At 71.4% G+C, this 25,317-nt stretch carries 28 protein-coding genes; 19 read left to right on the top strand and 9 right to left on the bottom strand.

The window, feature by feature from the left end; translation table 11 throughout:
- Nucleotides 1-17: 17 nt before the first annotated feature.
- Genes B5D60_RS10580 through B5D60_RS10595 form a run of 4 tightly spaced genes read right to left on the bottom strand, consistent with a single transcriptional unit; the run spans nucleotide 18 to nucleotide 3,155 of the window.
- Nucleotides 18-596: a Maf family protein gene (locus B5D60_RS10580; protein ID WP_078700127.1), complete on the bottom strand. Its 579-nt coding sequence runs from the start codon at nucleotides 594-596 to the stop codon at nucleotides 18-20.
- On the bottom strand, nucleotides 593-1,255 hold the full coding sequence (locus B5D60_RS17075; protein ID WP_197684301.1) for a hypothetical protein: 663 nt from the start codon (nucleotides 1,253-1,255) through the stop codon (nucleotides 593-595). Before B5D60_RS17075 ends, B5D60_RS10580 begins: the two co-directional genes overlap by 4 nt.
- Before the next feature lie 53 nt (nucleotides 1,256-1,308).
- The gene (locus tag B5D60_RS10590; protein ID WP_078700128.1) at nucleotides 1,309-1,554 is read right to left on the bottom strand and encodes an acyl-CoA carboxylase subunit epsilon; all 246 of its coding nucleotides are present in this window, start codon (nucleotides 1,552-1,554) and stop codon (nucleotides 1,309-1,311) included.
- On the bottom strand, nucleotides 1,551-3,155 hold the full coding sequence (locus tag B5D60_RS10595; protein ID WP_078701391.1) for an acyl-CoA carboxylase subunit beta: 1,605 nt from the start codon (nucleotides 3,153-3,155) through the stop codon (nucleotides 1,551-1,553). Before B5D60_RS10595 ends, B5D60_RS10590 begins: the two co-directional genes overlap by 4 nt.
- Before the next feature lie 94 nt (nucleotides 3,156-3,249).
- On the opposite strand from B5D60_RS10595, the gene B5D60_RS17210 reads away from it, so the two are divergent.
- From B5D60_RS17210 to B5D60_RS10660, 12 genes are all read left to right on the top strand, one after another.
- Nucleotides 3,250-3,603: a cytoplasmic protein gene (locus B5D60_RS17210; RefSeq protein ID WP_078700129.1), complete on the top strand. Its 354-nt coding sequence runs from the start codon at nucleotides 3,250-3,252 to the stop codon at nucleotides 3,601-3,603.
- Nucleotides 3,604-3,644: 41 nt separating this feature from the next.
- Complete coding sequence (locus B5D60_RS17215; protein ID WP_231948714.1) at nucleotides 3,645-4,427, top strand: biotin--[acetyl-CoA-carboxylase] ligase; 783 nt, start codon at nucleotides 3,645-3,647, stop codon at nucleotides 4,425-4,427.
- 35 nt (nucleotides 4,428-4,462) lie between these two features.
- A complete protein-coding gene (locus B5D60_RS10610; protein ID WP_078701393.1) occupies nucleotides 4,463-4,975 on the top strand; it encodes a PH domain-containing protein in 513 nt (170 codons plus the stop codon).
- Entirely contained in the window at nucleotides 4,962-5,948 is a 987-nt protein-coding gene (locus tag B5D60_RS10615; protein ID WP_078700130.1) for an adenylate/guanylate cyclase domain-containing protein, read from the top strand. The genes B5D60_RS10610 and B5D60_RS10615 overlap by 14 nt, the downstream gene beginning before the upstream one ends.
- 57 nt (nucleotides 5,949-6,005) lie before the next feature.
- Nucleotides 6,006-7,142 (top strand): 5-(carboxyamino)imidazole ribonucleotide synthase, encoded by a 1,137-nt coding sequence (locus tag B5D60_RS10620; protein ID WP_269456858.1) that lies wholly within the window; start codon nucleotides 6,006-6,008, stop codon nucleotides 7,140-7,142.
- Nucleotides 7,139-7,627, top strand: a complete 489-nt coding sequence (gene purE, locus B5D60_RS10625; RefSeq protein ID WP_078700131.1) for a 5-(carboxyamino)imidazole ribonucleotide mutase — start codon at nucleotides 7,139-7,141, stop codon at nucleotides 7,625-7,627. Before B5D60_RS10620 ends, purE begins: the two co-directional genes overlap by 4 nt.
- 38 nt (nucleotides 7,628-7,665) lie before the next feature.
- On the top strand, nucleotides 7,666-8,367 hold the full coding sequence (locus tag B5D60_RS10630; RefSeq protein WP_078700132.1) for an alpha/beta fold hydrolase: 702 nt from the start codon (nucleotides 7,666-7,668) through the stop codon (nucleotides 8,365-8,367).
- 79 nt (nucleotides 8,368-8,446) lie between these two features.
- A complete protein-coding gene (locus B5D60_RS10635) occupies nucleotides 8,447-9,610 on the top strand; it encodes an acyl-CoA dehydrogenase family protein (RefSeq protein WP_407922756.1) in 1,164 nt (387 codons plus the stop codon).
- 77 nt (nucleotides 9,611-9,687) lie between these two features.
- Complete coding sequence (locus tag B5D60_RS10640; RefSeq protein ID WP_078700134.1) at nucleotides 9,688-10,437, top strand: phosphatase PAP2 family protein; 750 nt, start codon at nucleotides 9,688-9,690, stop codon at nucleotides 10,435-10,437.
- A 112-nt stretch (nucleotides 10,438-10,549) separates the two neighbouring features.
- Nucleotides 10,550-11,437, top strand: coding sequence for a hypothetical protein (locus B5D60_RS10645; protein ID WP_078700135.1), 888 nt, complete (start codon nucleotides 10,550-10,552; stop codon nucleotides 11,435-11,437).
- On the top strand, nucleotides 11,437-11,631 hold the full coding sequence (locus B5D60_RS10650) for a hypothetical protein (protein WP_153302977.1): 195 nt from the start codon (nucleotides 11,437-11,439) through the stop codon (nucleotides 11,629-11,631). Before B5D60_RS10645 ends, B5D60_RS10650 begins: the two co-directional genes overlap by 1 nt.
- 306 nt (nucleotides 11,632-11,937) lie before the next feature.
- Nucleotides 11,938-13,125, top strand: a complete 1,188-nt coding sequence (locus B5D60_RS10660) for a lipase family protein (protein WP_078700138.1) — start codon at nucleotides 11,938-11,940, stop codon at nucleotides 13,123-13,125.
- A gap of 3 nt (nucleotides 13,126-13,128) precedes the next feature.
- Here the strand turns inward: B5D60_RS10660 and B5D60_RS10665 are convergent, their stop codons facing one another.
- Nucleotides 13,129-14,202, bottom strand: a complete 1,074-nt coding sequence (locus B5D60_RS10665) for an LCP family protein (RefSeq protein WP_078700139.1) — start codon at nucleotides 14,200-14,202, stop codon at nucleotides 13,129-13,131.
- A 130-nt stretch (nucleotides 14,203-14,332) separates the two neighbouring features.
- Here B5D60_RS10665 and B5D60_RS10670 point away from each other — a divergent pair, with 130 nt between their 5' ends.
- Nucleotides 14,333-15,775, top strand: coding sequence for an LCP family protein (locus B5D60_RS10670; protein WP_078700140.1), 1,443 nt, complete (start codon nucleotides 14,333-14,335; stop codon nucleotides 15,773-15,775).
- Between the two features lie 92 nt (nucleotides 15,776-15,867).
- A complete protein-coding gene (locus B5D60_RS10675) occupies nucleotides 15,868-17,313 on the top strand; it encodes an LCP family protein (RefSeq protein WP_078700141.1) in 1,446 nt (481 codons plus the stop codon).
- Nucleotides 17,314-17,342: 29 nt separating this feature from the next.
- Here the strand turns inward: B5D60_RS10675 and B5D60_RS10680 are convergent, their stop codons facing one another.
- From B5D60_RS10680 to B5D60_RS10690, 3 genes are all read right to left on the bottom strand, one after another.
- The gene (locus tag B5D60_RS10680; RefSeq protein ID WP_078700142.1) at nucleotides 17,343-18,119 is read right to left on the bottom strand and encodes an ABC transporter ATP-binding protein; all 777 of its coding nucleotides are present in this window, start codon (nucleotides 18,117-18,119) and stop codon (nucleotides 17,343-17,345) included.
- Nucleotides 18,103-18,966: an ABC transporter permease gene (locus B5D60_RS10685; protein WP_078700143.1), complete on the bottom strand. Its 864-nt coding sequence runs from the start codon at nucleotides 18,964-18,966 to the stop codon at nucleotides 18,103-18,105. Before B5D60_RS10685 ends, B5D60_RS10680 begins: the two co-directional genes overlap by 17 nt.
- Nucleotides 18,967-19,054: 88 nt before the next feature.
- The gene (locus B5D60_RS10690; protein ID WP_078700144.1) at nucleotides 19,055-19,723 is read right to left on the bottom strand and encodes a TIGR03089 family protein; all 669 of its coding nucleotides are present in this window, start codon (nucleotides 19,721-19,723) and stop codon (nucleotides 19,055-19,057) included.
- Between the two features lie 103 nt (nucleotides 19,724-19,826).
- Between B5D60_RS10690 and B5D60_RS10695 the strand changes: the two genes are divergently transcribed.
- From B5D60_RS10695 to B5D60_RS10705, 3 genes are read left to right on the top strand one after another with little or no spacing between them, the layout of a single operon-like run.
- Nucleotides 19,827-20,078, top strand: a complete 252-nt coding sequence (locus tag B5D60_RS10695; protein ID WP_078700145.1) for a WhiB family transcriptional regulator — start codon at nucleotides 19,827-19,829, stop codon at nucleotides 20,076-20,078.
- A gap of 56 nt (nucleotides 20,079-20,134) precedes the next feature.
- Entirely contained in the window at nucleotides 20,135-22,942 is a 2,808-nt protein-coding gene (locus tag B5D60_RS10700) for a glycosyltransferase family 2 protein (protein ID WP_153302978.1), read from the top strand.
- Nucleotides 22,939-24,261 (top strand): DUF5719 family protein, encoded by a 1,323-nt coding sequence (locus tag B5D60_RS10705; protein WP_078700147.1) that lies wholly within the window; start codon nucleotides 22,939-22,941, stop codon nucleotides 24,259-24,261. Before B5D60_RS10700 ends, B5D60_RS10705 begins: the two co-directional genes overlap by 4 nt.
- Nucleotides 24,262-24,268: 7 nt before the next feature.
- On the opposite strand, the gene B5D60_RS10710 is transcribed toward B5D60_RS10705, so the two are convergent.
- Nucleotides 24,269-24,721, bottom strand: a complete 453-nt coding sequence (locus B5D60_RS10710) for a metallopeptidase family protein (protein WP_153302979.1) — start codon at nucleotides 24,719-24,721, stop codon at nucleotides 24,269-24,271.
- 49 nt (nucleotides 24,722-24,770) lie between these two features.
- Here B5D60_RS10710 and B5D60_RS10715 point away from each other — a divergent pair, with 49 nt between their 5' ends.
- Together B5D60_RS10715 and B5D60_RS10720 are read left to right on the top strand one after the other, a co-directional pair.
- A complete protein-coding gene (locus tag B5D60_RS10715; RefSeq protein WP_078700149.1) occupies nucleotides 24,771-25,121 on the top strand; it encodes a DUF3499 domain-containing protein in 351 nt (116 codons plus the stop codon).
- Nucleotides 25,118-25,294, top strand: coding sequence for a Trm112 family protein (locus B5D60_RS10720; RefSeq protein WP_078700150.1), 177 nt, complete (start codon nucleotides 25,118-25,120; stop codon nucleotides 25,292-25,294). Before B5D60_RS10715 ends, B5D60_RS10720 begins: the two co-directional genes overlap by 4 nt.
- The last annotated feature ends 23 nt before the right edge of the window (nucleotides 25,295-25,317 follow it).

Below are 25,317 nucleotides of genomic sequence, written 5' to 3' on the forward strand. Positions count from 1 at the left end.
GGGGTCATGCTGCCACGTCAGCGCCAGAGGGAGGTCCACTCGACGCCGAGGTCGCGGGCCATCTCGCGCAGGGCCGGGACGCTGACGCCGACCACGTTGTGGTGGTCGCCCTCGATGCGGGTGACGAACGCGGCGCCGAGCCCGTCGATCGTGAAGGCGCCGGCGACCTGCAGCGGCTCGCCGCTGGCGACGTAGGCGTCGATCTCGTCGTCGGTGACGTTCGCGAAGTGCACGCGGGTGGCCGCGTGGCGGACCACCTCGTCGGAGCCCAGGCGCAGGCAGTGGCCGGTGTGCAGCACGCCCACGTTGCCGCGCATCGCGTACCAGCGGCGGCGCGCGATGTCGGGATCGTGGGGCTTGCCCAGCACCTGGCCGTCGAACTCCAGCACGGAGTCGCAGCCCAGCACCAGTGCGTCGGGGTGGTCGGCGGCGACGGCGTGGCACTTCAGGCGGGCGAGCTCGGTGGACAGCTCCGCCGGGGTGGACGCGGCGACGCCGTCCTCGTCGACGCCCGACACGACGACCTCAGGGTCGATCCCGGCGCGCTGCAGGGTGCTGAGGCGAGCGGGCGAGGCCGACGCCAGGACGAACCTCATCGGTCCTCCTCGGGCGTGAGGGTGGGGACGACGCCGTGATCGGCCGGCTCCGCGTCGAGGCCGGGCTCGGCGAGGATCGCGTCGACGAGGGCCTGCGAGCCGCCCACGACCATCCACGACGGATCCACGTCGGCCGCGATGAACCAGGCGCGATCGGCCGGCCACGTGATCGAGGCGGGCGGCAGGGTGCGCTCGACGTCGGTGCCGTACGGGCGGGCGCCCCAGTCGCCGACGCTCGCAGCGGGACCCCGGAAGAGCAGGTAGGCGCGGTCGCCGCGCAGGTCGACCTTCGGTGCTTCCAGGACGTCGTCGTCGAAGGCGGGGCGGATCCGCGGGGGAGTGGGCCGGAACCACAGGTCGCGCAGCCAGTTCCCGCGCAGGGTGGTGTAGGCGCGGCCGGCGTCGGTCAGCTCGCCCCAGCCGTCCCAGAGGCCGAAGAACACGTCGTCCGGCGTGCGGGTGTGCGCGGCCGCCAGCCCGACGACGTGCGCCATGACCTCGTCGTCACTGCGGTACGCGGCGGACTCGCCGTCGTCGAAGCGGACGGTCGCGTACGCCTCGAAGTCGGGCGGTCCCTGCGTGGCCAGCACCCGCCAGTCCGTCTCGGACCGGACGAACCAGTCGGCGTGCGAGACGTCGGGCTCGTGGCGCAGGGGCATGCCCCGATCGTTCCACACGCGTGGTGGGAACCGGGGAAACCGTCAGCGGGGCCTCAGAAGGCGGAGGCGCGCCACTGGCCGGGGCCGAAGCGGTGCGGGGTGCGGTGCTGGCGCACCGGGTGGCCCCACTGGCTGCGCTGCCTCGGCTTCGCGTCGGCGGCAGCGGCCGCTGCGGCGGCGTTGCGCGCGGCCACGACCGCGACGAGCGCCGCCAGCTCCTCGGCCGTCGGGTCGCCCTTCACGACCCGGAGCACCGGCGTGCGCTCCGGGGTCTCGGTGGCCTCGTTCTCCTGGCTCACAGCGGGATGTTCCCGTGCTTCTTGGGCGGCAGCGTCTCGCGCTTCGTGGCCAGCAGGCGCAGCGCCTTGGAGACCTCGGCGCGGGTCTGGCTGGGCTTGATGACGCCGTCGATGTACCCGCGCTCGGCCGCCACGTAGGGGTTGCAGAGCGTGTCCTCGTACTCGGTCATCAGCTCGGCGCGCAGGGCCTCGGGATCCTCGGCGGCGGCGATGTCGCGGCGGTAGAGGATGTTGACCGCGCCGGAAGCGCCGACCACGGCGATCTGGCCGGTGGGCCACGACAGGTTGATGTCGGCACCGAGGTGCTTGGAGCCCATGACGTCGTACGCGCCGCCGTACGCCTTGCGCGTGATGATCGTGACGAGCGGGACGGTGGCCTCGGCGTAGGCGTAGATCAGCTTGGCGCCGCGGCGGATGATGCCGTTCCACTCCTGGTCGGTGCCGGGCAGGAAGCCGGGCACGTCCACGAAGGTCAGCACCGGGATGTTGAACGCGTCGCACGTGCGCACGAAGCGCGCGGCCTTCTCGGAGGCGTCGATGTCCAGGCAGCCGGCGAACTGCATCGGCTGGTTGGCCACGACGCCGACGCTCTTGCCCTCGACCCGGCCGAAGCCGATGACGATGTTCGGCGCGAAGAGCGCCTGCACCTCGAGGAAGTCCTGGTCGTCCAGCACGGTCTCGATGACGGTGCGGATGTCGTAGGGCTGGTTCGCCGAGTCGGGGATGAGGGTGTCGAGCGCGAGGTCGAGGTCGGACGGCTCGAGGTCGACGACCTCTCCGAACGCCTCGGGCTCCTCCATGTTGTTCTGCGGCAGGTAGGAGATCAGCGCCTTGACGTACTCGAGCGCGTCGTCCTCGTCGGAGGCCAGGTAGTGGGAGTTGCCGCTCTTGGTGTTGTGCGTGCGACCGCCACCGAGCTCCTCCATCGTGACGTCCTCGCCGGTGACCGTCTTGATGATGTCCGGTCCGGTGATGAACATGCCCGAGGTGCCGTCGACCATGACCGTGAAGTCGGTGACCGCGGGGGAGTAGACGTGGCCGCCGGCGCAGTTGCCCATGATGAGGCTGATCTGCGGGATGACGCCCGAGGCGTGCACGTTGCGGCGGAAGATCTCGCCGTACAGGCCGAGCGAGACGACGCCCTCCTGGATGCGGGCGCCCGCGCCCTCGTTGATGCCGATGATGGGGCAGCCGGACTTGATCGCCAGGTCCATGACCTTGGTGATCTTCTCGCCGTAGACCTCGCCGAGGCTGCCGCCGAAGATGCTGAAGTCCTGGCTGAAGACGCACACCTGGCGGCCGTCGATCGTGCCGTAGCCGGTGATCACGCCGTCGCCGAGGGGCCGGTTCTTGTCGAGGCCGAACGAGGTGGCGCGGTGGCGTGCGAGCGCGTCGAGCTCGACGAACGAGCCCTCGTCGAGCAGCAGCTCGATCCGCTCGCGGGCGCTCTTGCGATCGCGAGCGTGCTGCTTCTCGGCGGCACGGTCGGCCACCTCGACGGTCGCCTCGTGATGGCGCCGCTCGTAGTCAGCGAGCTTTCCGGCGGTGGTGTGGAGCTCGGGGTGCTCCTCCAGCGGGGTGTCGGGCAGGGCGTCGGTCATGGCGAACACCCTAACCGGGGCCGATTCGGGCCTCGCATCAAGGCAGGTGCGCCAGGCCCTGTCGCCGCGGGCGGAGCGGTGCCATGCTCGAAGGATGAGTCTCGATCCGACGGTGACGAATCCCGCGCACTACCGAGTGATCCTGGAGAACGAGAAGGTCCGTGTGCTGGAGTACACGGACGTCCCGGGCGACGAGACCACGCCCCACGAGCACCCCGACAGCGTCATGTACACCCTCAACTCCTTCAAGCGGCGCCTCATGTCCGGGGACTTCCAGATGGACGTCGAGCTCGAGGCGAACACGGTGATGTGGCTGCCCGCGCAGCAGCACCACGCCAAGAACATCGGCGAGACGCCCACGCACGTGCTGTTCGTCGAGCTCAAGGAGCCCGGCGCGGACCCCGCGATCGCCGCCGGGGTCGTGGAGGGCGTGTTCGGGCCGCAGTAGCGCTGGAGTCGCATCCGGCCGCGCTGTGCCAAGGTGGGCGCGTGCAGTCATCCCGCCTCGCCCCGCTCGACCGTGATCGCCTGCGGGCGGAGGCCGACGGGTTCGACGTCCACGTCACCGACGAGACCGCCAGCACCAACGCCGACCTCGCGCAGGCGGCCCACGCGGGTGCGCCGGAGTGGACCGTCCACACCACCGACCACCAGGCCGCGGGCCGGGGCCGGCTCGACCGCACCTTCACGATGCCCCGGTACACCGGCATCGCGGTCTCGCTGCTCGTGCGGCCCGTCGAGGTGCCGCCCACCCGCTGGCCGTGGCTGCCGCTCGTCGCGGGACTGGCCGTGGTCGGCACGGTGCGCGACCTCGGCGTCGAGGCCGCCCTCAAGTGGCCCAACGACGTCCTCGTGGGCGACCGCCGCAAGCTCTGCGGGATCCTCGTCGAGCGCGTCGAGACCCCGACCGGAGCGGCCGCGATCATCGGGATCGGGCTGAACGTCGCGCTCTCGGCCGAGGACCTGCCGGTGGAGCGGGCGACCTCCCTGCTGCTCGAGGGCGCGAGCACGACCGACCGGAACGAGGTCCTCGTCGCCCTGCTGCACCGGCTGCGCGAGCGGCTCGAGATGTGGCGCGACCCGGCGGGCGCCGAGCAGCTCACCGCCGACTACCTCGCGACCTGCTCGACGATCGGGCGGCAGGTCCGGATCGAGCGGGCCGACGGCAGCGACGTGGTGGGCGAGGCGACCGGGATCGACCCGTCGGGGTGCCTCGTCGTCGACGGGGTGCCGTGGTCGGCCGGCGACGTGACGCACCTGCGCCCGGTGTGACCCGTGCCGAGGGCGCGGCGTGGGATCATGGCCGCATGCTGTCCGAGAAGCTCCTGCTCGACGACGAGACGGTCGAGGCCGAGACCCGCACGCACCTCAAGGTGCTCATCGTGCCCTTCCTCATCGGCCTGGCCATCATGCTCGTCGGCGGGTACTTCGCCGGGGCGGTCGGCGACTCCGGTGGCGGCACCCCGCGCCTGGCCGGGATCGTCGTGCTGGCAGTGCTGTTCGTCTGGGGCACGCTGCTGCCGTTCCTGCGCTGGCTGACCTGGACGTACACCCTCACGAACCGGCGGCTGATCGAGCAGAAGGGCATCCTGACGCGCAGCGGCCGGATCATCCCCCTCGCGCGGATCAACGACGTGGCCTACGAGAAGGGCGTCATCGATCGCGTGCTGCGCTGCGGCACGCTGATCATCCACGACGCCAGCCAGCAGGAGGGCCTGCACCTGCACGACATCCCCCACATCGAGGACTTCCACCGCCGCATCTCGCGGCTCGTGCTGGAGTCCCACGCACCCGAGGCGCGCCGCGATGAGCAGTCCTGACGACCAGCAGCTGGTCGACGTCATCCTGGCGGAGCAGCTGCACTACACGAACGACGAGACCGCCGAGCGCGGCGGCCTCACGCCTGAGCAGGCCGCCCGTCTGTGGCGGAACCTGGGCTTCCCCGATCCGGGCTCGGAGATGGCGTTCGGCGATGCCGACGTCAGCGCGGTGGCCATCGTCGCCACCGCGATGGAGCACCAGATCCTCGACGAGGAGACGGTCTTCCGGCTCACCCGTGCGCTCGGGCAGACCATGTCCCGACTGGCCGACTGGCAGGTCACGATCCTGGTCGACCAGCTGGAGGCCGACATCGTGCGCGGCAAGTCCGACAGTCGCGCCGACGCGGCGCTCGAGCTGGCGCAGAGCTCGGTGCCGGGCTTCGAGCGGCTCATGGTGCACGTCTGGCGACGCCACCTCGCCGCCGCGGCCGCCCGGCTCACCGCCCTCGGCGAGAACGACCAGGCGCTGCTCTCCACCGACATGACCGTGGGCTTCGCCGACATGACGCGCTTCACCGCGCTGTCGAACCGGCTCGACGAGGCCTCCCTGGCGTCGGTGGTGGAGGACTTCGAGACCCGCTGCGGCGACCTCATCACCTCCGCTGGTGCCCGCGTCATCAAGACGCTCGGTGACGCGATGCTGTTCGTGCATCCCGACCCGGTCAAGGCCACGCGCATCTCGCTCGACATCATCACCGCGATCGGCGCGCGGGCGAAGCTGCCCGACGTCCGGGTGGGCCTGGCCACGGGATCGGTGCTGAGCCGCCTGGGCGACGTCTTCGGGCCGCCGGTCAACCTCGCCGCCCGGCTCTCACAGGTGGCCCGAGCCAACCGGGTGCTGGTGGACCAGCAGACGGCCGACGCGCTCGGCGACCACTTCGAGACCCGCGCGCTGCCGCCGCGGCCGATCAAGGGCTTCGGGCATCTCTCGCCCATCACGGTCACCGAGCGCCGCACGTTCCGCTCGCGCTGAGCCCGTGCCGAGCGCCCTCCGACCCCGTGGACGCGGGGTGCGCTCTAGGCTGGCGCCGTGACGCACGAAGCTCCCGGCCGCGACGTCGCCGTGATCGGCGGAGGCCAGCTGGCCCGGATGATGCAACCGCCCGCGATCGCGCTGGGCCTGCGGTTGTGCCTGCTCGCGGAGGGGCCCGACGTCTCCGCGGCCCAGGTGATCGGCGACCACCGCGTCGGATCGCACACCGACCTGGACGACCTCCGCGCGGCGGTGCAGGACGCCCCGGTCGTGACCTTCGACCACGAGCACGTCCCCCCGGAGCACCTCCGGGCGCTCGCGCAGGAGGGCCACCAGTGCCGTCCCGGCCCTGATGCGCTCATCCACGCCCAGGACAAGCTCGTCATGCGCCGGCGCCTCACCGGGCTGGGCGTGCCGTGCCCGCGGTGGGCCGCGGTCGAGCAGCCCGCCGACGTCGAGGCCTTCGGATTCCCCGCCATCGTCAAGACCGCTCGCGGCGGGTATGACGGCAAGGGTGTCTGGAAGGTCGAGTCGGCTGCCGAGCTCGACGAGCCCTTCCGCGCGCCGGGTGAGCTGCTGGTCGAGGAGCTGGTGCCGTTCCGGCGCGAGCTCTCGGCCCAGGTCGCCCGCAGCGCCACCGGCGAGATCGTGGACTACCCGGTGGTCGAGTCGCGTCAGGTCGAAGGGGTCTGCTCCGAGGTGATCGCCCCTGCGCCGAACCTCGACCCGGCGCTCGAGGCCCGGGCGCGCCACATCGCCCGCACGATCGCCGAGGAGCTCGACGTCGTCGGAATGCTCGCGGTCGAGCTGTTCGAGACCGACGACGACCGCGTCCTGGTGAACGAGCTGGCGATGCGCCCGCACAACACGGGGCACTGGTCGATCGACGGCGCGGTGACGAGCCAGTTCGAGAACCACCTGCGCGCCGTCACGGGGCTGCCGCTCGGCTCCACCACGCCGCGGCAGCCGTGGTCCGTCATGGTCAACATCCTCGGCGGCGCAGTGCAGGACCTCGCCGCACAGCGTGAGGTGGCGCTTGCGGCCGAGCCCGACGTGAAGGTCCACCTCTACGGCAAGGCGGTCAAGCCCGGCCGCAAGGTCGGTCACGTCACCGCCGTGGGCGACGAGCTCGAGGACGTGCTGCGCCGGGCCCGGCACAGCGCTGCACTGCTGACGGACGGAGTCCAGGCATGACGAAGCGTGTGGGAATCGTGATGGGGTCCGACTCGGACTGGCCGACGATGGAGGCCGCCGCCACCGCCGTGGCGGAGTTCGGCGTGGAGTACGAGGCCGACGTCGTCTCGGCGCACCGGATGCCTGACGAGATGCTCGACTATGGCCGCACGGCCCACGAGCGCGGGCTCGAGGTCATCATCGCGGGCGCCGGGGGAGCCGCCCACCTGCCCGGCATGCTCGCGGCGGTGACGCCGCTGCCGGTCATCGGCGTCCCCGTCCCGCTGAAGTACCTCGACGGCATGGACTCGCTGCTCTCGATCGTGCAGATGCCCGCAGGTGTCCCCGTGGCCACGGTGGCGATCGGCAACGCGCGCAACGCGGGGCTGCTGGCCATCCGCATCCTCGCGGCCGGCGACCCCGATCTGACCGCGAAGATGGTCGACTTCCAGGCGTCGCTCGCCGACGCCGCACGCGCCAAGGGCGCTGCCGTCCGCGGTCACTGAGGGAGGATTCCGTCCGGGCGGGCGCGTATCGTCCGAGCATGGACATCGTTCTCGTTCCGGGGTTCTGGCTCGATGCCTCCTCGTGGGACGCGGTCACGCCCCCGCTCGTCGAAGCGGGCCACCGCGTCCATCCGCTCACGCTTCCGGGGCTCGATTCCCGGGACGCGCCTCGCGCCGGCATCGGCCTGCGCGACCACATCGACTTCGTCGCCGCGCAGGTCGACGCGCTCGACGGCGACGTGGTGCTCGTCGGGCACTCCGGTGGTGGCGCGGTGATCCACGGGGTGGCCGACGTCCGCCCCGACCGGCTCGCACGGAACGTCTACGTCGACTCCGGTCCGCCGGCCGAGGGCCAGGCCATCAACGAGGAGCTCCCCGCCGACGGCGACGACATCCCGCTGCCGCCGTGGGACGAGTTCATGGAGATGGACCTGGTCGACCTCGACGAGCACCTCCGTGCCGACTTCATCGCTCGCGCGATCCCGCAGCCGAAGGCCGTCGCCACCGAGGGCATCACCCTCGGCGACGACCGGCGTCTCGACGTGCCGGCCACGATCATCTGCTGCGAGTTCCCCTCCCAGGTGCTGCGCGACGCGATCGAGGCCGGGGAGCCGTGGGTCAGCGAGCTGGCCCGGGTGCGCCAGGTCGAGTACGTCGACCTGCCCACGGGCCACTGGCCGCAGTTCACCAGGCCCGTCGAGCTCAGCCGGCTCATCGTGGAGGCGCTGGAACGGCACTGACTTCCCCCGTCCCGGGGCATCCGGAGGCCCGGCGTAAGATGCGCGGAGTTCCTACCTTTTCCATGTCCGGGAGTTGAGCGTGTCCGATTTCTTCGCGTTGTCCGAGGAGCACCAGGCGATTCGCGAGGCGGTGCGCGCCGTGGCCGAGGCGAAGATCGCCCCCCACGCTGCCGACGTCGACGAGGCGCCGCGCTTCCCGAGCGAGGCCAACGCGGCGCTCATCGCGGCGGACTTCCACGCCCCGCACGTGCCCGAGCAGTACGGCGGCGCCGGCGCCGACGCGCTGGCCACCGTCCTCGTGATCGAGGAGGTCGCCCGCGTGTGCGTCTCCAGCTCGCTGATCCCCGCGGTCAACAAGCTGGGCTCGCTGCCGGTGCAGATCGGCGGCAACGAGGAGATCAAGGCCAAGTACCTGGGCAAGCTCGCGCGGGGCGAGGGCCTCTTCAGCTACTGCCTGTCCGAGCCGGAGGCCGGCTCCGACGCGGCCAACCAGAAGACCACCGCGAAGCGCGATGGCGACGACTGGATCATCAACGGCACGAAGCGCTGGATCACGAACGCGGGCGAGTCCGAGTACTACACCGTCCTGACGCAGACCGATCCGTCGAAGCGCACGAAGGGCATCACCGCGTTCGTCGTGGAGAAGTCCGACGAGGGCGTCTCGTTCGGCGCTCCGGAGAAGAAGCTCGGCATCAAGGGCTCGCCCACGCGTGAGGTCTACTTCGACAACGTGCGGATCCCCGGCGACCGGATCATCGGCGAGGTCGGCGAGGGCTTCTCCATCGCGATGAAGACCCTCGACCACACCCGCGTGACGATCGCCGCGCAGGCGGTCGGCGTCGCGCAGGGCGCACTCGACTACGCGCTGGGATACGTCCAGGAGCGCAAGCAGTTCGGCACGCCGATCGCCGACTTCCAGGGCCTGCAGTTCATGATCGCCGACATGGGCATGAAGATCGAGGCCGCGCGCCAGCTCACGTACGCGGCCGCGGGTCGCTCCGAGCGCGGCGACAAGGACCTCACGTTCTTCGGTGCGGCTGCGAAGGCCTTCGCCTCCGACACCGCGATGCAGGTGACGACCGATGCCGTCCAGCTGCTCGGTGGCTACGGGTTCACCCGCGACTACCCGGTCGAGCGGATGATGCGCGACGCGAAGATCACCCAGATCTACGAGGGCACGAACCAGGTGCAGCGCATCGTGATGGCGCGTCAGCTGCTGGCCGGGATCCAGTCCACGCTCTGACCCACTCCTGTGGATCAGGGTGATCCCCGGGTCGCCTAGGGGTGTTCCTACCGGGAGTGGTTTGAGAGTCTGGGTCAATGGCCCTCTCGCGGCACTCCGAGGCCGTCGTGCGACTGCGCGGCTGGTGTCTCACGGCAGCCTTCGAGCTGGTCCTGCTCGCGGCGGTGTACCTGCTCTACCGCACGGGCCGGCTGCTGTCGATGGACGCCGAGGCGACCGCGCTGGCGAACGCCCACGCGGTGAACGGGGTGGAGCGCGCGCTGCGGCTGCCGAGCGAGGCGATGATCCAGGACCTCGTGCCGACGGTGGACCTGCTGCAGCTGGCCAACACGTACTACGTCGCGGTGCACTTCCCCGTGACGGTGGCGTTCCTCGTCTGGGGCTTCCTGCGCCGGCCGCAGGTCGAGTACCGCTGGGCGCGCAACCTGATCATCCTGCAGACCGCGGTGGCCGTCGTGCTGCACATCGCCTTCCCGCTGGCGCCCCCGCGGATGTTCCCCGCGCTGGGCTATACCGACACGATGACGGTCTACGGCCCGTCGGCCTACGACGGCGCGAGCGGCGCGGTGGCGAACCAGTTCGCGGCGATGCCGAGTCTCCACGTCGGGTGGGCCGTGCTGATCGCCGTGGTCGTGGCGCGCACGGCCGGCGGTCCGGTGCGCCAGCTGGCGATCTGGCACGCCGTGATCACGATCGTGGTGGTGACGGTCACCGCGAACCACTGGTTCATGGACGGCATCATCGCCGGCGTGATCCTGCTCGCGGCCCTGCGCCTCTTCCCCGAGCCCGGGGTGTCGCGCGTGCCCTGGCTGCAGCGCGTGACCTGAGCTCGTCCTGTCCCCACCCCCTGTGGATCGGTGCTTGACTCGGCCCATGAAGCACAATACGTTATGCTTCGATCGTTCATCCGGGCTTGCCCATCATCGAATCGGGGGATTCATGCACATCGTCAGTCGGACCTTCGCGGTCCTGGCCACCGCGGCCGCTCTCACACTCTCGGCCCTGCCACCGACACAGGCCGGTGAGCGCGCGACCGTGGAGGATCGCCTCGGCCGGATCGCCCTGGTGGAGGACGCCGTCCCGCTCGCCGAGTCGCCCACGGGGGCGGTGAAGCGCGGCCGGGTGCCGATCGAGACGGCGGGTGGCGCCTCCCTCGCGCTCCAGTTGCCGGCCGCCGGCCCGGCGACCCGGGTCGACGGCCGCTACCACCTGTCCGCAGCGGGTGGGGCGAGCCTCGCGGTCGCGCCCACGGCCACCGGCACGCAGGTGCTGATCGGGATCGACTCGGCCGCAGCCCCGGCGACCTACGACTTCGGGCTCCGCGGCGACGTCTCCCCGCGGCCGGCGCCCGATGGCGGGATCGATCTCGTCGGCCCGGACGGGGCTGTCGTGGCGCAGGTCGAGCGACCGTGGGCCGTCGACGCGGAGGGCCGCCACGTCCCCACGCGCTACGAGCTGCGCGGCAGCACCGTCCGGCAGGTCGTCGACCACCGCACCCGCGACGTCGCCTATCCCGTCGTCGCCGACCCGAAGATCTTCGCGTGTGATGCGTACACGTCCCTGTGCGTGAAGTTCTCGAAGAAGGAGACGAAGTCGGTCGCCGCCAAGTTCAAGAAGGCGAACGCGTCCGCGCGGGCGCTGGCGGCGTTCATCTGCGCCAAGATCCCGCATCCCTTGATCGCCATCGGGTGCGCCGCCACGGTCCTGGCCGCCCTGCCGTCCCTGCGCAAGACGTTCCTCTCGGCGTCGAGCAAGGGGCAGTGTGTGGAACTGCATTTCCGGGTGCCGTCGGGCCTACTGTGGAAGTGGAAGAAGGAGAAGTGCTGATGAGGACTCCGGTCGCGCTGGTCTTCGCCCTCGGTCTCTACTGGATGGGTCTCAACCAAGGAGCCGAGTCCCCGGACTCGAATGTCTGGGACTTCGTCACCGTTGCCGTCGTGCTGGTGGTCGCGGCCATCGCCTGGGAGGTCGTCGCGCGCGTCGTGCGGGCTCGGCGCGAGCCCGCGCCACCACGCGCATGAGCCCCACGGCGACGACGGTTGCCCGGGAGGTCATGTCGGGTGTCCTCTGCGGCGCGGCCGTCCTCCTCGCTGGATGGTTGATGGAGGGCCAGGCGAACTGGGGTTACGCCGTGGCGGTCGCGGTGGGGATCACTCTGGTGAGCCTGGCGGTCAGGGCTCGGCAAGGGATGCGAGCGCGACGAGCCGACGCTCCATGAGCGGGGCGCCTCGTGGGCGGGACGGTGTCGGGAGTTGGCACCGGACCGCCCGCGGGGTGGTCCCCTCGAACGGGCCCGCGGGCGCGGCTCACGCCCGTACGATGACGGCGTGATTCGTCGATTCGGTTCGGTCCTCGCCGGCGCCGCCCTGCTCCTGTCGGTCGCGGCGTGCACGAGCGAGGAGGAGCCGCTCGCGGCGCCGGCCGACGCGGCGTTCTACACCCCGCCCACCGACCTCTCGACGTACACGCACGGCGACCTCATCTGGTCGCGCGAGCTCGACGGCGCCATGGGACTCGAGCAGGCCGACGTCCAGCTCGTCCTCTACGCCCAGCAAGGGGTGAAGGGCGACACCGTGGCGACCTCAGGATTCGTCGCGATCCCCGATGGCCCGGCCCCGAAGGGCGGCTGGCCTGTCGTCACCTGGGCCCACGGCACCACCGGCATCGCCGACCAGTGCGCCCCCACGCGAGCCGATGCGTCCATCGCCGACCCCGCCGCGATCGGCACCTCGACCACCCGGCTCCAGCGCTGGATCGACACCGGCCACGTGGTCGTGGCCACCGACTACGAAGGACTCGGCACTCCCGGCGACCACCCGTACCTGATCGGCGCCTCGCAGGGCCGCGCCGTGCTCGACATCGTGCGCGCCGCCCGTCAGCTGGACCCCGACGTCAGCGAGCGCGTCATGACGGCCGGTCACTCGCAGGGAGGACACGCGGCGCTGTGGGCCAGCTCGATGGCGCCGCACTACGCCCGCGAGCTCGACGTGGTGGGCACGCTGGCCTTCGCGCCTCCGTCCCACATGTCGCTGGCTGCGGAGGTCGGCCTGTCGGGCGAGGTCGACGTGCCGGCCGCGCTCGTCGCGATGATCCTGCGCGGGCTGGAGGTGGCGTACCCCGGACAGATCCCGATCGGCGAGCTGCTGAACGAGAAGGGCGTCGCCCTCTATCCCCGCGTGAGCGAGGACTGCCTGGTCGACCTGCTCGCCGAGGACCGGTTCGGCGTGGCGCCGATGACGCGGTTCGCGGCCAGGAACGCCGACGCGGACCTCATCCGGGGTCAGCTCGACGCGAACGACCCGAGCTTCCCCGAGATCCGCGGGCCCATCCTGGTCGTGCAGGGCACGGCCGACAGCGTGGTGCCCCAGGTCCTCACCGACTCGCTGGCCAAGGCCTACCGCGCGCGGGGGCTCGACCTGACCTACCGGAGGTACCGCGGAGCCGAGCACACCGACGTGATCGACCGCTCCGCCAAGCACGTCGCCGCGTTCACCGAGTCGGCGTTCGCGGGCTGAGCCTCAGCTGCGCAGGCCGTCCTTGGTGCACAGGTCGCCGAGCTCGTCGGTGGTGCCGTTCTTGAGGTGACCGAAGTACTCCACGGCGCGCTCGCGGTCCCACTGCACCGACATGTCCGCGATGGGCACGGTGCAACTGCGTCCGTCGCCGCCCATGGCCTTGCCGAGCTTCCACGCGAAGCGCGCGAACGAGAACATCGACACGTCGTCGCCCACGGCGATCGACTCGGCCGTGGTGGTGGCCACCCGGGCGAACTTCCAGGGGTTCAGCACGGTGGCGGGCGACAGCGCTGCGTCGCCGATCGCGCCGATCACCTCACGCTGGTTCTGGCCGCGGGCGATGTCACCGCTCGCGAACGCCTTGCGGGAGCGTGAGTACGCCAGGGCGGTCTTGCCGTCGACCTCCTGGCAGCCCTCCTTGATGTCGAGCTTCGCGTCCTTGTCCTTGATGTCGTCCTTCGGGCAGACCTCGATGCCGCCGAGGGCATCGACGACGTCCTCGAGGCCCGTGAAGCCGATCTCGGTGTATCCGTCGACCCGCAGGCCGGTCTCGCTCTCGATCGTCTCGACGAGCAGCGGCGGACCGCCGAAGGCGTACGCGGCATTGATCTTGGTGCGCCCGTGACCGGGGATGTCCACGATCGAGTCGCGGGGGATCGAGGTCAGCACGGACGGACCGCCGCCGCCGTAGGTCAGCAGCAGGATCGTGTCGGTGCGGCCGCGGGACTTGTCCTTGGGGCGCTTGTCGGTGCCGGCCAGCAGCCATGTGGTGGCCTCGTCCTGGGGACGCTCGCCGTCGGGGGTGGCGTCGACCTTCGTGACCTTCGACCATGCGACCAGCGGGACGATCACCAGGAAGGCGATCCACGCGACGAGGATCAGCCACACCAGGCGCAGGCGACCCCGGGGCTTGCGCTCCTTCGGGGGCTTGGTCCCACGCTTCCCCGAGCCGGGCGGGGGCAGGTTCGGCGGGGGCACCGCGGAGCCCGAGGCCGGCGGGCGCGGCGAGGGTCGACCGGACTCGTCCTGGTAGAGCCAGTCGTATCCGTCCGGATCCTTGGGACCTGAGGGGGGCATGGGGTGAAGGTACCGCGTGGCGCCACGTGGCGATTCCCTCGGCCGGACATCGGCGCGTCCTCCCGGCGATCGCCCGAGCGCGCTTGATACTGAGGAAACCTACGGACTCTTCCCCACCGTGAGGACACCGATGCACCACGACCGCACGAGCGCCCTGGGCGGCACCTACGCCGACCCGGCGAGCGCCACCGCCCGGATCCGATTCCGGCGCGCCTTGACCCTCGCCGCGATGACCCTGGTGATGCCCGGCTCCGCCCAGCTCGTCCAGGGCAACAAGCGCGTCGGCCGGATCGCGATCCGGATCTGGCTCGCGGTGCTCGCCGTCCTCGTCATCGGTGTCGTCCTCGCCCTGATGGACCGCCAGTTCGTCTTCGCGCTGGCCACCAACGGCGCGCTGTTGAGCCTGGGTCGCTGGGTGCTCGTGGCCCTCGCGATCGGCTGGGTCGCGCTGATCGTCGACGCGTGGCGACTGGGTCGCCCCCGCGAGCTCGCGCGCCAGCACCTGGCGATCTCGACGGCCTTCCACGCCGCCCTGGTCGTCGGCACGGCGGCCGTCCTGTTCTTCGCGTCGCACACCGTCTCGGTCATGAACGGCTTCACCGACACGGTCTTCGCCTCCAACACCGTGTCCAAGCCGCACGACGGCCGCTACAACGTGCTGCTCATGGGCACCGACTCGGGCAAGGACCGCTCGGGGATGCGCCCCGACTCGATCAACGTGGCCAGCATCGACGCCGAGACCGGGAAGGCCGTGCTCATCGGCCTGCCGCGCAACCTCGAGAACGTCCCCTTCCCGAAGGGCTCGCCGATGCGCCAGCAGTTCCCGGGCGGGTTCGACTGCGACGGCTGCTACCTCAACGCCGTGAACACGTGGGCCAACGACCACGCGGACCTGTTCGAGTCGAAGGAGCCGGGCATCGACGCCACGATGGGCGCCGTCGAGGCGATCACGGGGCTGAAGCTGAACTACTACGCGCTGGTGAACATGAAGGGCTTCTCCAAGCTCATCGACGCGGTCGGCGGCGTGGAGGTCAACGTGCGCGAGCGCACGGCCATCGGCGGCATCGGCTCGCCGATCCGCGGGTACATCGAGGCCGGCGAGCAGAAGCTGTCGGGCGACAAGGCCCTCTGGTACGCCCGCTCGCGCGTCGAGAACGACGACTGGTCGCGCATGGGCCGCCAGAAGTGCGTCATGAACGCGATGGTGCGCCAGCTCAACCCGCAGAAGGTCATCACCAACATGCAGGACATCGCCACCTCGAGCTCGGCGATGCTGCACACGAGCATCCCGCGCCAGGACCTCAGCGTCTTCATGGACCTCGCGCTGAAGACGAAGTCCCAGCCGATCTCGTCGGTCTCGCTCGTCCCGCCGGTGATCTACACGGGCAACCCGGACTACGACAAGGTCCGCCGCCTCGTCTCGGACGCGGTGGGCAGCTCCGAGGCCCGCGAGGAGGTCCAGAAGTCGGCCCTCGTCACAGCGAAACTGCCCCTCATCGAGGTCGGCGGCGAGGCGACGAAGAAGGACCCGCGCAAGGCGAACCGCAGTGCCGACCTGAACGAGAGCTGCTGACCCGGCCCCACGATGTCCCGTCGTTGGGAACCGGAGGGTTTAATGGGGCGTCGGTCGCACGCAGGCGATCGGTCGGCAGGAGAGGGAACGGCGTGAGCGCTCTGGGAACACGACCCACCCGGGTCGCGCAACGGGGTGGGCTGCGCCGTGCGCTGCTGCTGATCCTGGGCACCGTGGTGTGGCCGGGCATCGCCCAGTTCCTCGCCGGCGCCCGGCGCCTGGGCGCGGTCGTCATGATCCTGTGGGTCGCCGCGATCACCGCCGCGCTCGTGGTGTGGTTCCGGTTCCGCCCCGACCGCGCGCAGGTCATCGACTGGCTCACCGACCCTTCGGTCCTGCAGGTCGCCCGCGTCGCCGGCCTCGTCCTGGCGATCGTGTGGATGTTCCTGTTCGTCGACGCGTGGCGCCTCGCGCTCGTGCGCAGCCTCGGCTGGTGGCGCCTCGGCGTGATCTCGATCATCAACGTCACGATCGTCGCCCTGGTCACCTCGACCACGTATCTGGGCTGGAACACCGTGACCGCGTCGAAGGACGTCGTCGAGCAGGTCTTCCACGAGACCGAGGTCAAGTCGCCCCTCCAGGGCCGCTACAACATCCTTTTGCTCGGAGCCGACTCCGGCGACGACCGCACCGGCCTGCGCCCCGACTCGATCAACCTCGTGAGCATCGACGCCGAGACCGGCGTGCCCGTGATGGTGTCGCTGCCGCGCAACCTGCAGAACGTGCCGTTCCCCGAGGACTCCCCGATGCGCACGCTCTACCCGTACGGCTACAACTGCGGATCCGAGTGCCTGCTGAACGCCGTGCACACGGCCGCGTCGGGCCGTCCGGACCTCTACCCCAAGAGCAAGGACCCGGGCCTGGACGCCACGCTCGAGGCCGTCGAGGGCGTCACGGGCCTCAAGGTCAACTACCACGTGCTCGTGAACATGAAAGGCTTCTCCAGCCTCGTCGACGCCACCGGCGGCGTGACGATGGACATCAAGGAGCCCATCGCGATGTTCGGCAAGGACGACGCCTGGAAGCAGGTGTACATCCAGCCCGGCAAGCAGAAGCTCAACGGCAAGGAGGCGCTCTGGTACGGCCGCAGCCGGGTGCAGTCCGACGACTACACGCGCATGGGCCGCCAGAAGTGCCTCATGCAGGCGATGCTCGAGCAGCTGAGCCCCGAGCAGGTCGTGCTCAACGCGGGCAAGATCGCCACGAGCTCGGCGCAGATGCTCAGCACTGACATCCCCGCCTCGGAGCTGGGTGCCTTCGGCGACCTGGCCCTCAAGGCCAAGGACCGCCAGATCGCCACCCTCTCGGTCGTGCCGCCCGAGTACTCCACCGTCACGCCGAACTTCGAGCAGATCCGCGCCGACGTGGCGAAGCTGGTGGCCAAGAGCGAGCGCCAGCAGAAGAAGCAGGCCAAGCAGTCGGCGCCCACGACGGCCACGCCGACCACCGAGGCCACGACCGAGGCTCCGACCACCGAGCCGACCACGAAGTCGCCGACCGAGGCCAACAACACCGAGGACCTCGCCGCGTCCTGCTGACCGCGGTGAGTGGGCGCGGGGTCAGTGCGTCAGCGGGTCTCTTCGTAGGCGGCGATGACCTCGTCGGGGTCGCCGTCCATCATGAGCTCGCCCTTCTCGATCCAGATCACGCGGTTGCACGTGTCGCGGATCGACTGCATCGAGTGGCTCACCAGGAACACGGTGCCCGCGTTGTCGCGGATCTCGCGGATGCGCTGCTCGCTGCGCTTGCGGAACTTCCGGTCGCCCACGGCCAGCGCCTCGTCGACGATGAGGATCTCGTGGTTGCGGATCGTGGCGATCGCGAACTTCAGGCGGGCGGTCATGCCCGAGGAGTACGTGCGCATGGGCAGGTCGATGAACGGCCGGATGCCGGCGAAGTCGACGATCTCCTCGTAGCGCTCCTCGATCTCGGCCTTGGAGAAGCCGAGGGCCAGGCCGCCCAGGATGACGTTGCGCTGGCCCGACAGGGGCTTGATGAGGGCTGCGCCCACGCCGAGCATGCTGGGGCGCGAGCTGGCGTAGATGGCGCCGCGCGTGGCGGGGGTCAGTCCGGTGATGGCGCGCATCAGGGTGGACTTGCCCGAGCCGTTGGAGCCGATCACGCCGATGCTGTCGTTCTCGTACGCGGTGAACGAGATGCCCTTGAGGGCATGCACGGTGCGGGTGCGCTTGGCGCGGCGCAGCAGCCCGCCGCGGTCGGCCTCGGTGGCGCGCTTGCCGGTGGCGAAGACGCGGTACTCCACGTGCAGGTCCTGAACGACGACGACGGGACGACGCTCCTCGGCCGTGCCGGAGGTCTCGGGGGACTCAGTCGACGCGACCATAGCGCTCCTCCGCAGCCCAGAAGAAGACCGTGCCGATCACGAGCAGGCCGATCGACCAGACGGCGATGATGGGCCAGAACTGCATCCGCACGTCGTACAGCGGGTCCGAGTCCAGCAGCAGCTCGCGCGAGAGGCTCAGGAAGGCGTAGACCGGCTGGAACTCGATGACCTGCAGCAGCCGGGGGTTGCCCTCGAAGCGGATGTCGAAGCTGAAGAAGATGCCGGTCGTGTAGAAGAAGAACCGCGTGATGAACGGCAGCAGGTTCCCCAGGTCCGGCAGGTGCACGGTGAGCCGCGCGGTGATGAGGGCGACGCCGAGGCAGAACAGGAAGTACAGGGCGGTCAGCGGCAGCATCAGCAGCCAGTTCCACGTGGGCAGGTGACCCATGACGACCAGGAAGATCATCAGCAGCCCGATCGTGGGCACCAGCTGGAGGAACTTCTGCACGACCACGGAGATCGGCAGTGCCATCCGCGGGAAGGCGAGGCTCTGCACGAGGGCCTGGTTCGACGTGATCGACTTCGACCCGCTGCCCATGCAGGCGGAGAAGAACTCGAACATGAACACGCCGATGATCAGGAACGCGACGAAGTCGGGGACCGACTTCGTGCTGGCCATGAGGATGCCGAAGACGATGCCGAACACCGCGGCGTTGAGGATCGGCTTGAGGACGATCCACAGCATGCCCAGGCGCTGGCGCTGGTTCTCGGCCTCGATGCGGAACTTCGCCAGCGAGACGATGAAGTCCTTGCGTTGCGCGACGCCCCGCAGATATTCGGCCAGCGGGGGTCGGCCGCCCACCCGGGTCAGGCCGTGGGCCTGCGGGTCGTCGACCGTTGGGGTCATGCGTGGTTCCTGTCGTGATGTGTCGCGGGCATCAGCGGGCGGCCCGGATGCCCCGTCGAGTCTAGGGCACCGACCATGGCCGTCCGGGTCACCGTCCCTCCTCGCCGAGCCGCGCGTGCTCCTGCGCCGCGATGCGCGCGAGATCGTCGGGGCCGGCGCCGGCAACCATCACCAGCGAGCCGCCTCCCGCCAGCGCCGCCGCGAGGTCGGCGGCGTCGTCGGCGACCGGCTGCGGCTCGCGCACGATCCGGTCCGCGAGACCGGGGCCGGAGAGCAGATCGGCATGCGTCGCCGTGCGCCCGCCGAGCTCGAGCGCGAGGTCGTCCGGGGCGGGCGGATCGAGGTCGATGAAGACGTCGGGGCTCGACGGGACGTGGATCGCGACGTCGAGGAAGCCGTCCGGCTCGGCGGGGAACCGGCCGCCGAGGGGACGCAGGGAGGCGGCGAGCCGCACCGGCTCGGTGGCCTCGAGGTCGGGCCCGGCCAGGCCGATGTCGGCGGCGTCGTCGACGACCACCGCGCCGACCCGCCAGGCGCCCAGGATCCACACGTAGCGCAGCCAGTGGCTGGGCAGGCCGATGCGGATCCGCGTGCCGCGCTCGGCGTCGAGCTCGTCGACGAGGAAGTTGGCGACCTTGGCGACCCAGTTGGCCAGGGTCACCCCGCTGAGCTCCACGCGCTCGCCCGTGGCGACGTCGTAGTACGTGACCACGGGGGTGGGGGAGGGGCGAAGTACGGTGGCGAGAGTCGTGGTCACGCCTCGACGCTAGCGCGGCCCCTGGAGCCGCGACACGCCGAGGAATGCCTGACATTTGCTATTCGGCTTGACGTTTGGCAGGCAGACGTCTGTAATTACAGACATGTCATTAGTCGGTTGGATCGAGGGCGACGACCCCGAGCTCATGTGGCAGGAGCGCGCGCTGTGCGCTCAGACCGACCCCGAGTCGTTCTTCCCCGAGAAGGGCGGCTCCACGCGGGAGGCCAAGCGTGTGTGCCTGAGCTGCGACGTCAGGGGTGAGTGCCTGGAGTACGCACTCGCTCACGACGAGCGCTTCGGCATCTGGGGTGGACTGTCCGAGCGAGAGCGTCGCAAGCTCAAGAAGCGCGCCTGATCGAGAGCGCCAGTTCGACACCTGACGGTTCGTCGCAACCGCCTAGGGTGGCGATCATGCACGACGACGAGCCCCTGGACGAGCCGGTCGCGGCGTGGCGTTCGCGCCCCCCGACCGTCGTCGCCGTCCTCGTCGCCCACCGCGGATCGCGGTGGCTGCCCCAGACCCTGGCCTCGCTCGACCGGCTCCACCACCGGCCCGACCACCTCGTCCTGGTCCATGACGACAGCGACCCCGCCACCCGCGATCTACTGACCGGCCACGCCGGTGCCAGCCGGATCGTGCAGGCACCGCCCGGGCGCGGGTTCGGCGGCCAGGTCGCCGCGGCGCTCGAGGCCGAGACCGAGGCCTACGACTGGATCTGGCTGCTGCACGACGACCAGATCTGCGATCCCGACGCCCTCTCCGGACTCCTCGACGAGGCCACCGCCTCTGACGACATCGGCATCGTCGGCCCCAAGGTGCGGGAGTGGCCCTCGCTGAAGCGCCTGCTCGAGGTGGGCCTCACCGTCACCGGCACCGGCCAGCGCGAGACCATGCTCGAGTCCGGCGAGCCCGACGCCGGGCAGCACGACCGCCCGCGCGACGTCCTCGCGGTGGGCTCGGCGGGCATGCTCGTGCGGCGCGACGTCTGGGAGCGCCTGGGCGGCACCGACCCACGGCTCCCGCTGTTCTTCGACGACATCGACTTCGGCTGGCGCGCCAATCGCGCCGGCTACCGCGTGCGCACCGCGCCGCGATCGATCGTGTTCCACGCCGAGGCCAGCAGCAACAAGCGGCGCGTCCGGCGCAAGGGCGTCCGCGAGCACGCGGGCGAGCGCCGCGCCGCCGCACTGCACACGATGCTGGCCAACAGCGACCCGCTGCGGTTCCTGCCCATGAGCATCCGCCTGTTCGTCGGCTCGCTGCTGAGGTTCCTCGGCTTCATCGTCGGCAAGGACCTGCGGTCGGCGCGCGGCGAGATCATGGCGATGGTCACGGTGTTCGCCAACCCGGGCCCCATGATCGCCGCCCGCCGCCGCCGCAAGCCGCTGGTCCGGCGCTCCAACCGCGAGCTCGGCGACCTCTTCGCCCCCTTCTGGATGCCCTACCAGCACGGCCTCGACCTCGCCGCGTCCACGATGCAGGCGGTCGTGCGGCCCGAGTCGGTCGAGTCGCTCGGGCTGCGCACGATCGGCGTCCCGGAGGACGACGAGGAGGACCCGGTCGTCGTCGACCAGCCGCCGTGGTGGCGCCGCCGGCCGTGGCTGACCTGGGTCATCGTGCTGCTCGCCGGCTCGCTCGTCGCCGCCCGCTCGGTTGCGGCCGGTCAGCTGTTCAGCCCGGTCCTGCCCGCCTCACCGGACTCCGTCGAGGCGTGGTGGGGGCTGCTGTTCGAGCGGTCGCACGCGGTCGGTCTCGGCAGTGCCGACGTCGCCCCCGCCTACGTGGTGCCGCTCGCGGCGGTCGGTCTGCTCGCGTGGTTCGCCCCCGGGGCGATCCCGTGGATCCTCACCGTCCTGGCGGTGCCGTTCGCGGCCCTGACGGCCCATCGGTTCGGCCGCCTCGTCAGCGACGACCGCGGGGTGCGGATGGCCTGGGCCGTCTCGTACGGCCTCGTCGTCGCCGTCACCGGCGCCGTCTCCGGCGGCCGTCTCGGCACGGTGATCGTGCTCGTGGTGGCGCCGCTCTTCGCCAACGTCCTGCTGCGGCTCGTGCTCGAGCCCACCTGGACCCGGGCGGTGCTCGTCGGGCTGTGGATCGCGCTCGTGGCCGCGTTCGCGCCCGTCGCGTGGGCGCTCGGGATCGTGGCGCTCGTGGTCAGCGCCCTGCTCGTGCGTCCCGCCGCGCGGTACCTCGCGCTCAGCGCCGTCGTGGGCACGGCGCTGCTCGGACCGTGGCTCCTCGACCGCGTCCTCTCCGGGCGCATCTGGTGGGAGGCCGGCAATCCCGTCGACGCACCCGCCTCCGCGTGGGACGTCGTCACCGGAACGGGCGGCGGCCCCGGTGCCGCGCCGTGGTGGATCGCGGTGCCCCTGCTCGTGCTCGCCGTCGCCGCACTCGTGCCCGAGGCCACCCGTCGTTCGGTCACCGGCGCCTGGATCGTCGCGGTCGTCGGCCTGGCCGCCGGACTGCTCGCGTCCGTCTCGACCTACGTGCCCTTCCCCGGCGCGCCCGCCGTGCGGGCGTGGGCCGGGCTGGGGGCGGGGCTGTGGCTGGGCGGCCTGCTCACCGCCGTGCTCTTCGCCTGGCCCGTCCTGCGCACCCGGCGGTACCGGCGCTGGCGGCGACCCGCGATCGCGCTGCTCGCGGCATTCCCGATCCTGGCCGGCAGCTGGCTGGTCGTCCGGGGGATCGACGACCCGCTGGAGTCCGGCGACGCTCGGGTCGTGCCCGCCTTCCTGGCGGCCCGGCCCGGCACCACGGTCGTCCTCACCGGCGACTCCGAGTCCGGGATCGTCGCCGACGCCGTCGTCGGCCCGGGCCCGTACCTCGGAGCGGAGGCACTGCGCACCACCGCCGAGCGTGAGCAGCGGTTGCACGACACCGTCGTCTCGCTCGTCACGACGCCCACGCGCGACGACGTCGACGAGCTGGCCCGGCTGGGCGTCGACAGCATCTACGCCCCGGACGTGGACCTGGACCTCGCGCGCCGCATCGACGCCGCGCCCGGCCTGGCCCCGAAGGGCAGCGACTCACCCGACTCGCGGGTCTGGTCGGTGACCTCCGAGGTGGAGGCCGAGCCCGCGCCCGAGGCCGGTCCCGCCCGCCCGTGGCTCTCCGGGCTGTGGGTGCTGGCCTGGCTCGGCGCGTTCATCGGCGCGCTGCCCGTGCGGCGCACCGTGGCCTCCGCGCCCTCGCCCGACGAGGAGGACGACGCATGACCACTCGATTCCCCGTGCGCTTCATCCTCCCCGTGATCGCACTGCTGCTCGTCGGGGCGGTCTGGTTCGTGCCCGAGCCGGAGCCACCCGTCGTCGCCGGGGGCAGCCAGACCGTGGAGGTGCGCCAGACCGTCTGGGCGTGCCCCGTGCAGTCCGGCTGGACCGTGGCCGCCGGGCAGGTCGCGCCGGGCACCGAGGCCGTGGCGCGGCCCATCCCGTCGGAGGCGGCGGCCGATCCCGTGTGGGCGCAGGCTGATCGCTGGCGCACGGCCGAGCCCGGCGGTGACGCGCTCGTGCTCGAGCAGTCCGGCGAGGGCTCCGGCTCGGTCGGCTACGTCGCCGGAACCACCAAGGGCGACGCCGTGCTCGGCGCGTGCCCGGCGGTGGTCGACGAGGCCTGGTTCACCGGCCTCGGCGACCGAGGACGCTCCGACGCCACGATCACGCTGGTCAATCTCGGCGAGAACCGCGCCGTCGCCGACCTGACGTGGTGGGGCACCAACGGCCCGATCCAGTCGCTCGACACGTCGGGCCTCGTCGTCGAGGCCGGACAGCAGCGCGAGATCGAGGTCGACCGGGTCGCCGCAGGTGAGGGAGTCGTCGCGGCGCACGTGTCGCGGCGGCGGGGCTCGCTCACGGCGATGGCGCTCGACGCGGGGCCGGGCGGGACCGACCTGCTCACGCCCGCGCCCGGGCCTGCCACCGAACAGGTCCTGGCCGGTCTCCCCGAGGGCGACGGCACGCGCCTCGCCCTGGTCAACCCCGGCACGTCCACGGCCCACGTCGCCGTGGCCGTGCGGGGCCCTGAGGGCTCCTTCGCGGCCCAGGGGCTCGAGGACGTGACGGTCGAGCCCGAGTCGACGCGGGTCGTGGCGATCCCCGGCTCGGTCGACCTCGATCGCGCCTCGCTGGCGATCACGTCCGACCTTCCCGTGGTGGCCTCGGCGTCGGTGGAGACCGACGGCGACGTCGCGCGGATCGCGCCGGCTCCCTCGCTCACCGGACCCGCTGTCGTGCCCGTCCGGCTCGGGGGCACCGCGGTGCGGACCGTGCTGACGAGCAAGGACGCGGCCGAGGTGCAGGTCGAGGCGTTCTCCGCCTCGATGGAGTCGCTCGGCACGAGCCAGGTCGTGCTGCAGGCCGGCGTCTCGGCGCTCGTCCCGGCGCCCAAGGGCCGGCCGGCCTACCTCGTGCTCACCCCCAAGGAGGGCCAGCAGGTGATGGCCGGGGCGTGGCAGGTCGACGGCGACCGCGTCGCCGCCACCGCGGTGCGTCCGGCGCCGGTCTCGGTGATCGCCCCGGGCGTCTCGGTGCGCTGAGCGCCACTCAGGGGCGCGGGTCGAGGTCCTCGGGGTCGTGGTGCCAGACCTCGCCGAGCCGCGTCAGCAGGACGGTCCAGACGTGCTCCTCGAGATCGGCGGCACTGCGGGCGCGGCCGATCACGGGCAGCCGGTAGATCACGATCCGGAAGCCTCCCGGGGCCGTGTTCACGATGCTGCGGGGGACCGGCTCGTCCCAGCCGGGCGGCAGCAGGGGAGCCTCCTCGACGACCACCTCGACGTGATCGGGCTCGCGCGCGAAGTGGTGGTCGAGCCGCGTCAGCACCCCGGCGACGAGGTCGTCGAAGGCCTCGCGAGGGTTGCGGTGGGCCGGAGCCCCGTGCGGCGAGAGCGGGCCGGGCAGCGACATCACGCCCCGCGGTCCGCGACCGCGCCGGTCGCGAGAGCGGCCGGGACGAGGGCCGTGGACCTCGGGTGCGGGTCCGGGTTCGCTGGCCATCCGGTGAGCCTACTGCGGGCGGCTGGGCCGGCGGGTTAACCTCGCCCTCGTGGGACTGCAACGTCGATGCTCGCGCGCAGGCTGCCCGAACTCCGCGGTGGCCACCTTGACGTACGTGTACGCCGACTCGGTCGCCGTGCTCGGCCCGCTGGCCACCTATGCCGAGCCCCATGCGTACGACCTGTGCTCGCGTCACGCCGAGCGCCTCTCCGCGCCGCAGGGGTGGAGCGTCGTCCGGCTGGCCCCGGAGTTCACCGAGCCCGAGCCCACGCACGACGACTTGGTCGCGCTCGCCGAGGCCGTCCGCGAGGCCGGCCGCCCGGCCCCCGAGCCCACCCCCGGCGAGGCCTCGCCCGTGCTGCGCCTGGTGCGCGACGACTCGGCTACGGTGGTTCCGTGAACCTCGATCCAGCCCTCGTCGAGATCCTGGTGTGCCCGCAGTGCCGCTCCGGCCTGTTCGTGGACGCCGAGGCCGACGAGCTCGTGTGCAACGGATGCGCCCTCGCGTACCCGGTCCGCCGCGACGTCCCGGTCATGCTGGTCGACGAGGCGCGTTCGCTCGACGTCTCCTGATCTGTGTCGCAAGTGTCGAATGG

Origin of the sequence: Aeromicrobium choanae, assembly GCF_900167475.1 — a bacterium.
Lineage (GTDB): Bacteria > Actinomycetota > Actinomycetes > Propionibacteriales > Nocardioidaceae > Aeromicrobium > Aeromicrobium choanae.

Excerpts from the sequence above, each read along its gene's own strand:
- B5D60_RS10580 (WP_078700127.1), bottom strand. The coding sequence starts at position 596 with ATGAGGTTCGTCCTGGCGTCGGCCTCGCCCGCTCGCCTCAGCACCCTG.
- B5D60_RS17075 (WP_197684301.1), bottom strand. The coding sequence starts at position 1,255 with ATGCCCCTGCGCCACGAGCCCGACGTCTCGCACGCCGACTGGTTCGTC.
- B5D60_RS10595 (WP_078701391.1), bottom strand. The coding sequence starts at position 3,155 with ATGACCGACGCCCTGCCCGACACCCCGCTGGAGGAGCACCCCGAGCTC.
- B5D60_RS17210 (WP_078700129.1), top strand. The coding sequence starts at position 3,250 with ATGAGTCTCGATCCGACGGTGACGAATCCCGCGCACTACCGAGTGATC.
- B5D60_RS10610 (WP_078701393.1), top strand. The coding sequence starts at position 4,463 with ATGCTGTCCGAGAAGCTCCTGCTCGACGACGAGACGGTCGAGGCCGAG.
- B5D60_RS10615 (WP_078700130.1), top strand. The coding sequence starts at position 4,962 with ATGAGCAGTCCTGACGACCAGCAGCTGGTCGACGTCATCCTGGCGGAG.
- purE (WP_078700131.1), top strand. The coding sequence starts at position 7,139 with ATGACGAAGCGTGTGGGAATCGTGATGGGGTCCGACTCGGACTGGCCG.
- B5D60_RS10630 (WP_078700132.1), top strand. The coding sequence starts at position 7,666 with ATGGACATCGTTCTCGTTCCGGGGTTCTGGCTCGATGCCTCCTCGTGG.
- B5D60_RS10640 (WP_078700134.1), top strand. The coding sequence starts at position 9,688 with ATGGCCCTCTCGCGGCACTCCGAGGCCGTCGTGCGACTGCGCGGCTGG.
- B5D60_RS10645 (WP_078700135.1), top strand. The coding sequence starts at position 10,550 with ATGCACATCGTCAGTCGGACCTTCGCGGTCCTGGCCACCGCGGCCGCT.
- B5D60_RS10650 (WP_153302977.1), top strand. The coding sequence starts at position 11,437 with ATGAGGACTCCGGTCGCGCTGGTCTTCGCCCTCGGTCTCTACTGGATG.
- B5D60_RS10665 (WP_078700139.1), bottom strand. The coding sequence starts at position 14,202 with ATGCCCCCCTCAGGTCCCAAGGATCCGGACGGATACGACTGGCTCTAC.
- B5D60_RS10670 (WP_078700140.1), top strand. The coding sequence starts at position 14,333 with ATGCACCACGACCGCACGAGCGCCCTGGGCGGCACCTACGCCGACCCG.
- B5D60_RS10680 (WP_078700142.1), bottom strand. The coding sequence starts at position 18,119 with ATGGTCGCGTCGACTGAGTCCCCCGAGACCTCCGGCACGGCCGAGGAG.
- B5D60_RS10685 (WP_078700143.1), bottom strand. The coding sequence starts at position 18,966 with ATGACCCCAACGGTCGACGACCCGCAGGCCCACGGCCTGACCCGGGTG.
- B5D60_RS10695 (WP_078700145.1), top strand. The coding sequence starts at position 19,827 with ATGTCATTAGTCGGTTGGATCGAGGGCGACGACCCCGAGCTCATGTGG.
- B5D60_RS10700 (WP_153302978.1), top strand. The coding sequence starts at position 20,135 with ATGCACGACGACGAGCCCCTGGACGAGCCGGTCGCGGCGTGGCGTTCG.
- B5D60_RS10705 (WP_078700147.1), top strand. The coding sequence starts at position 22,939 with ATGACCACTCGATTCCCCGTGCGCTTCATCCTCCCCGTGATCGCACTG.
- B5D60_RS10710 (WP_153302979.1), bottom strand. The coding sequence starts at position 24,721 with ATGGCCAGCGAACCCGGACCCGCACCCGAGGTCCACGGCCCTCGTCCC.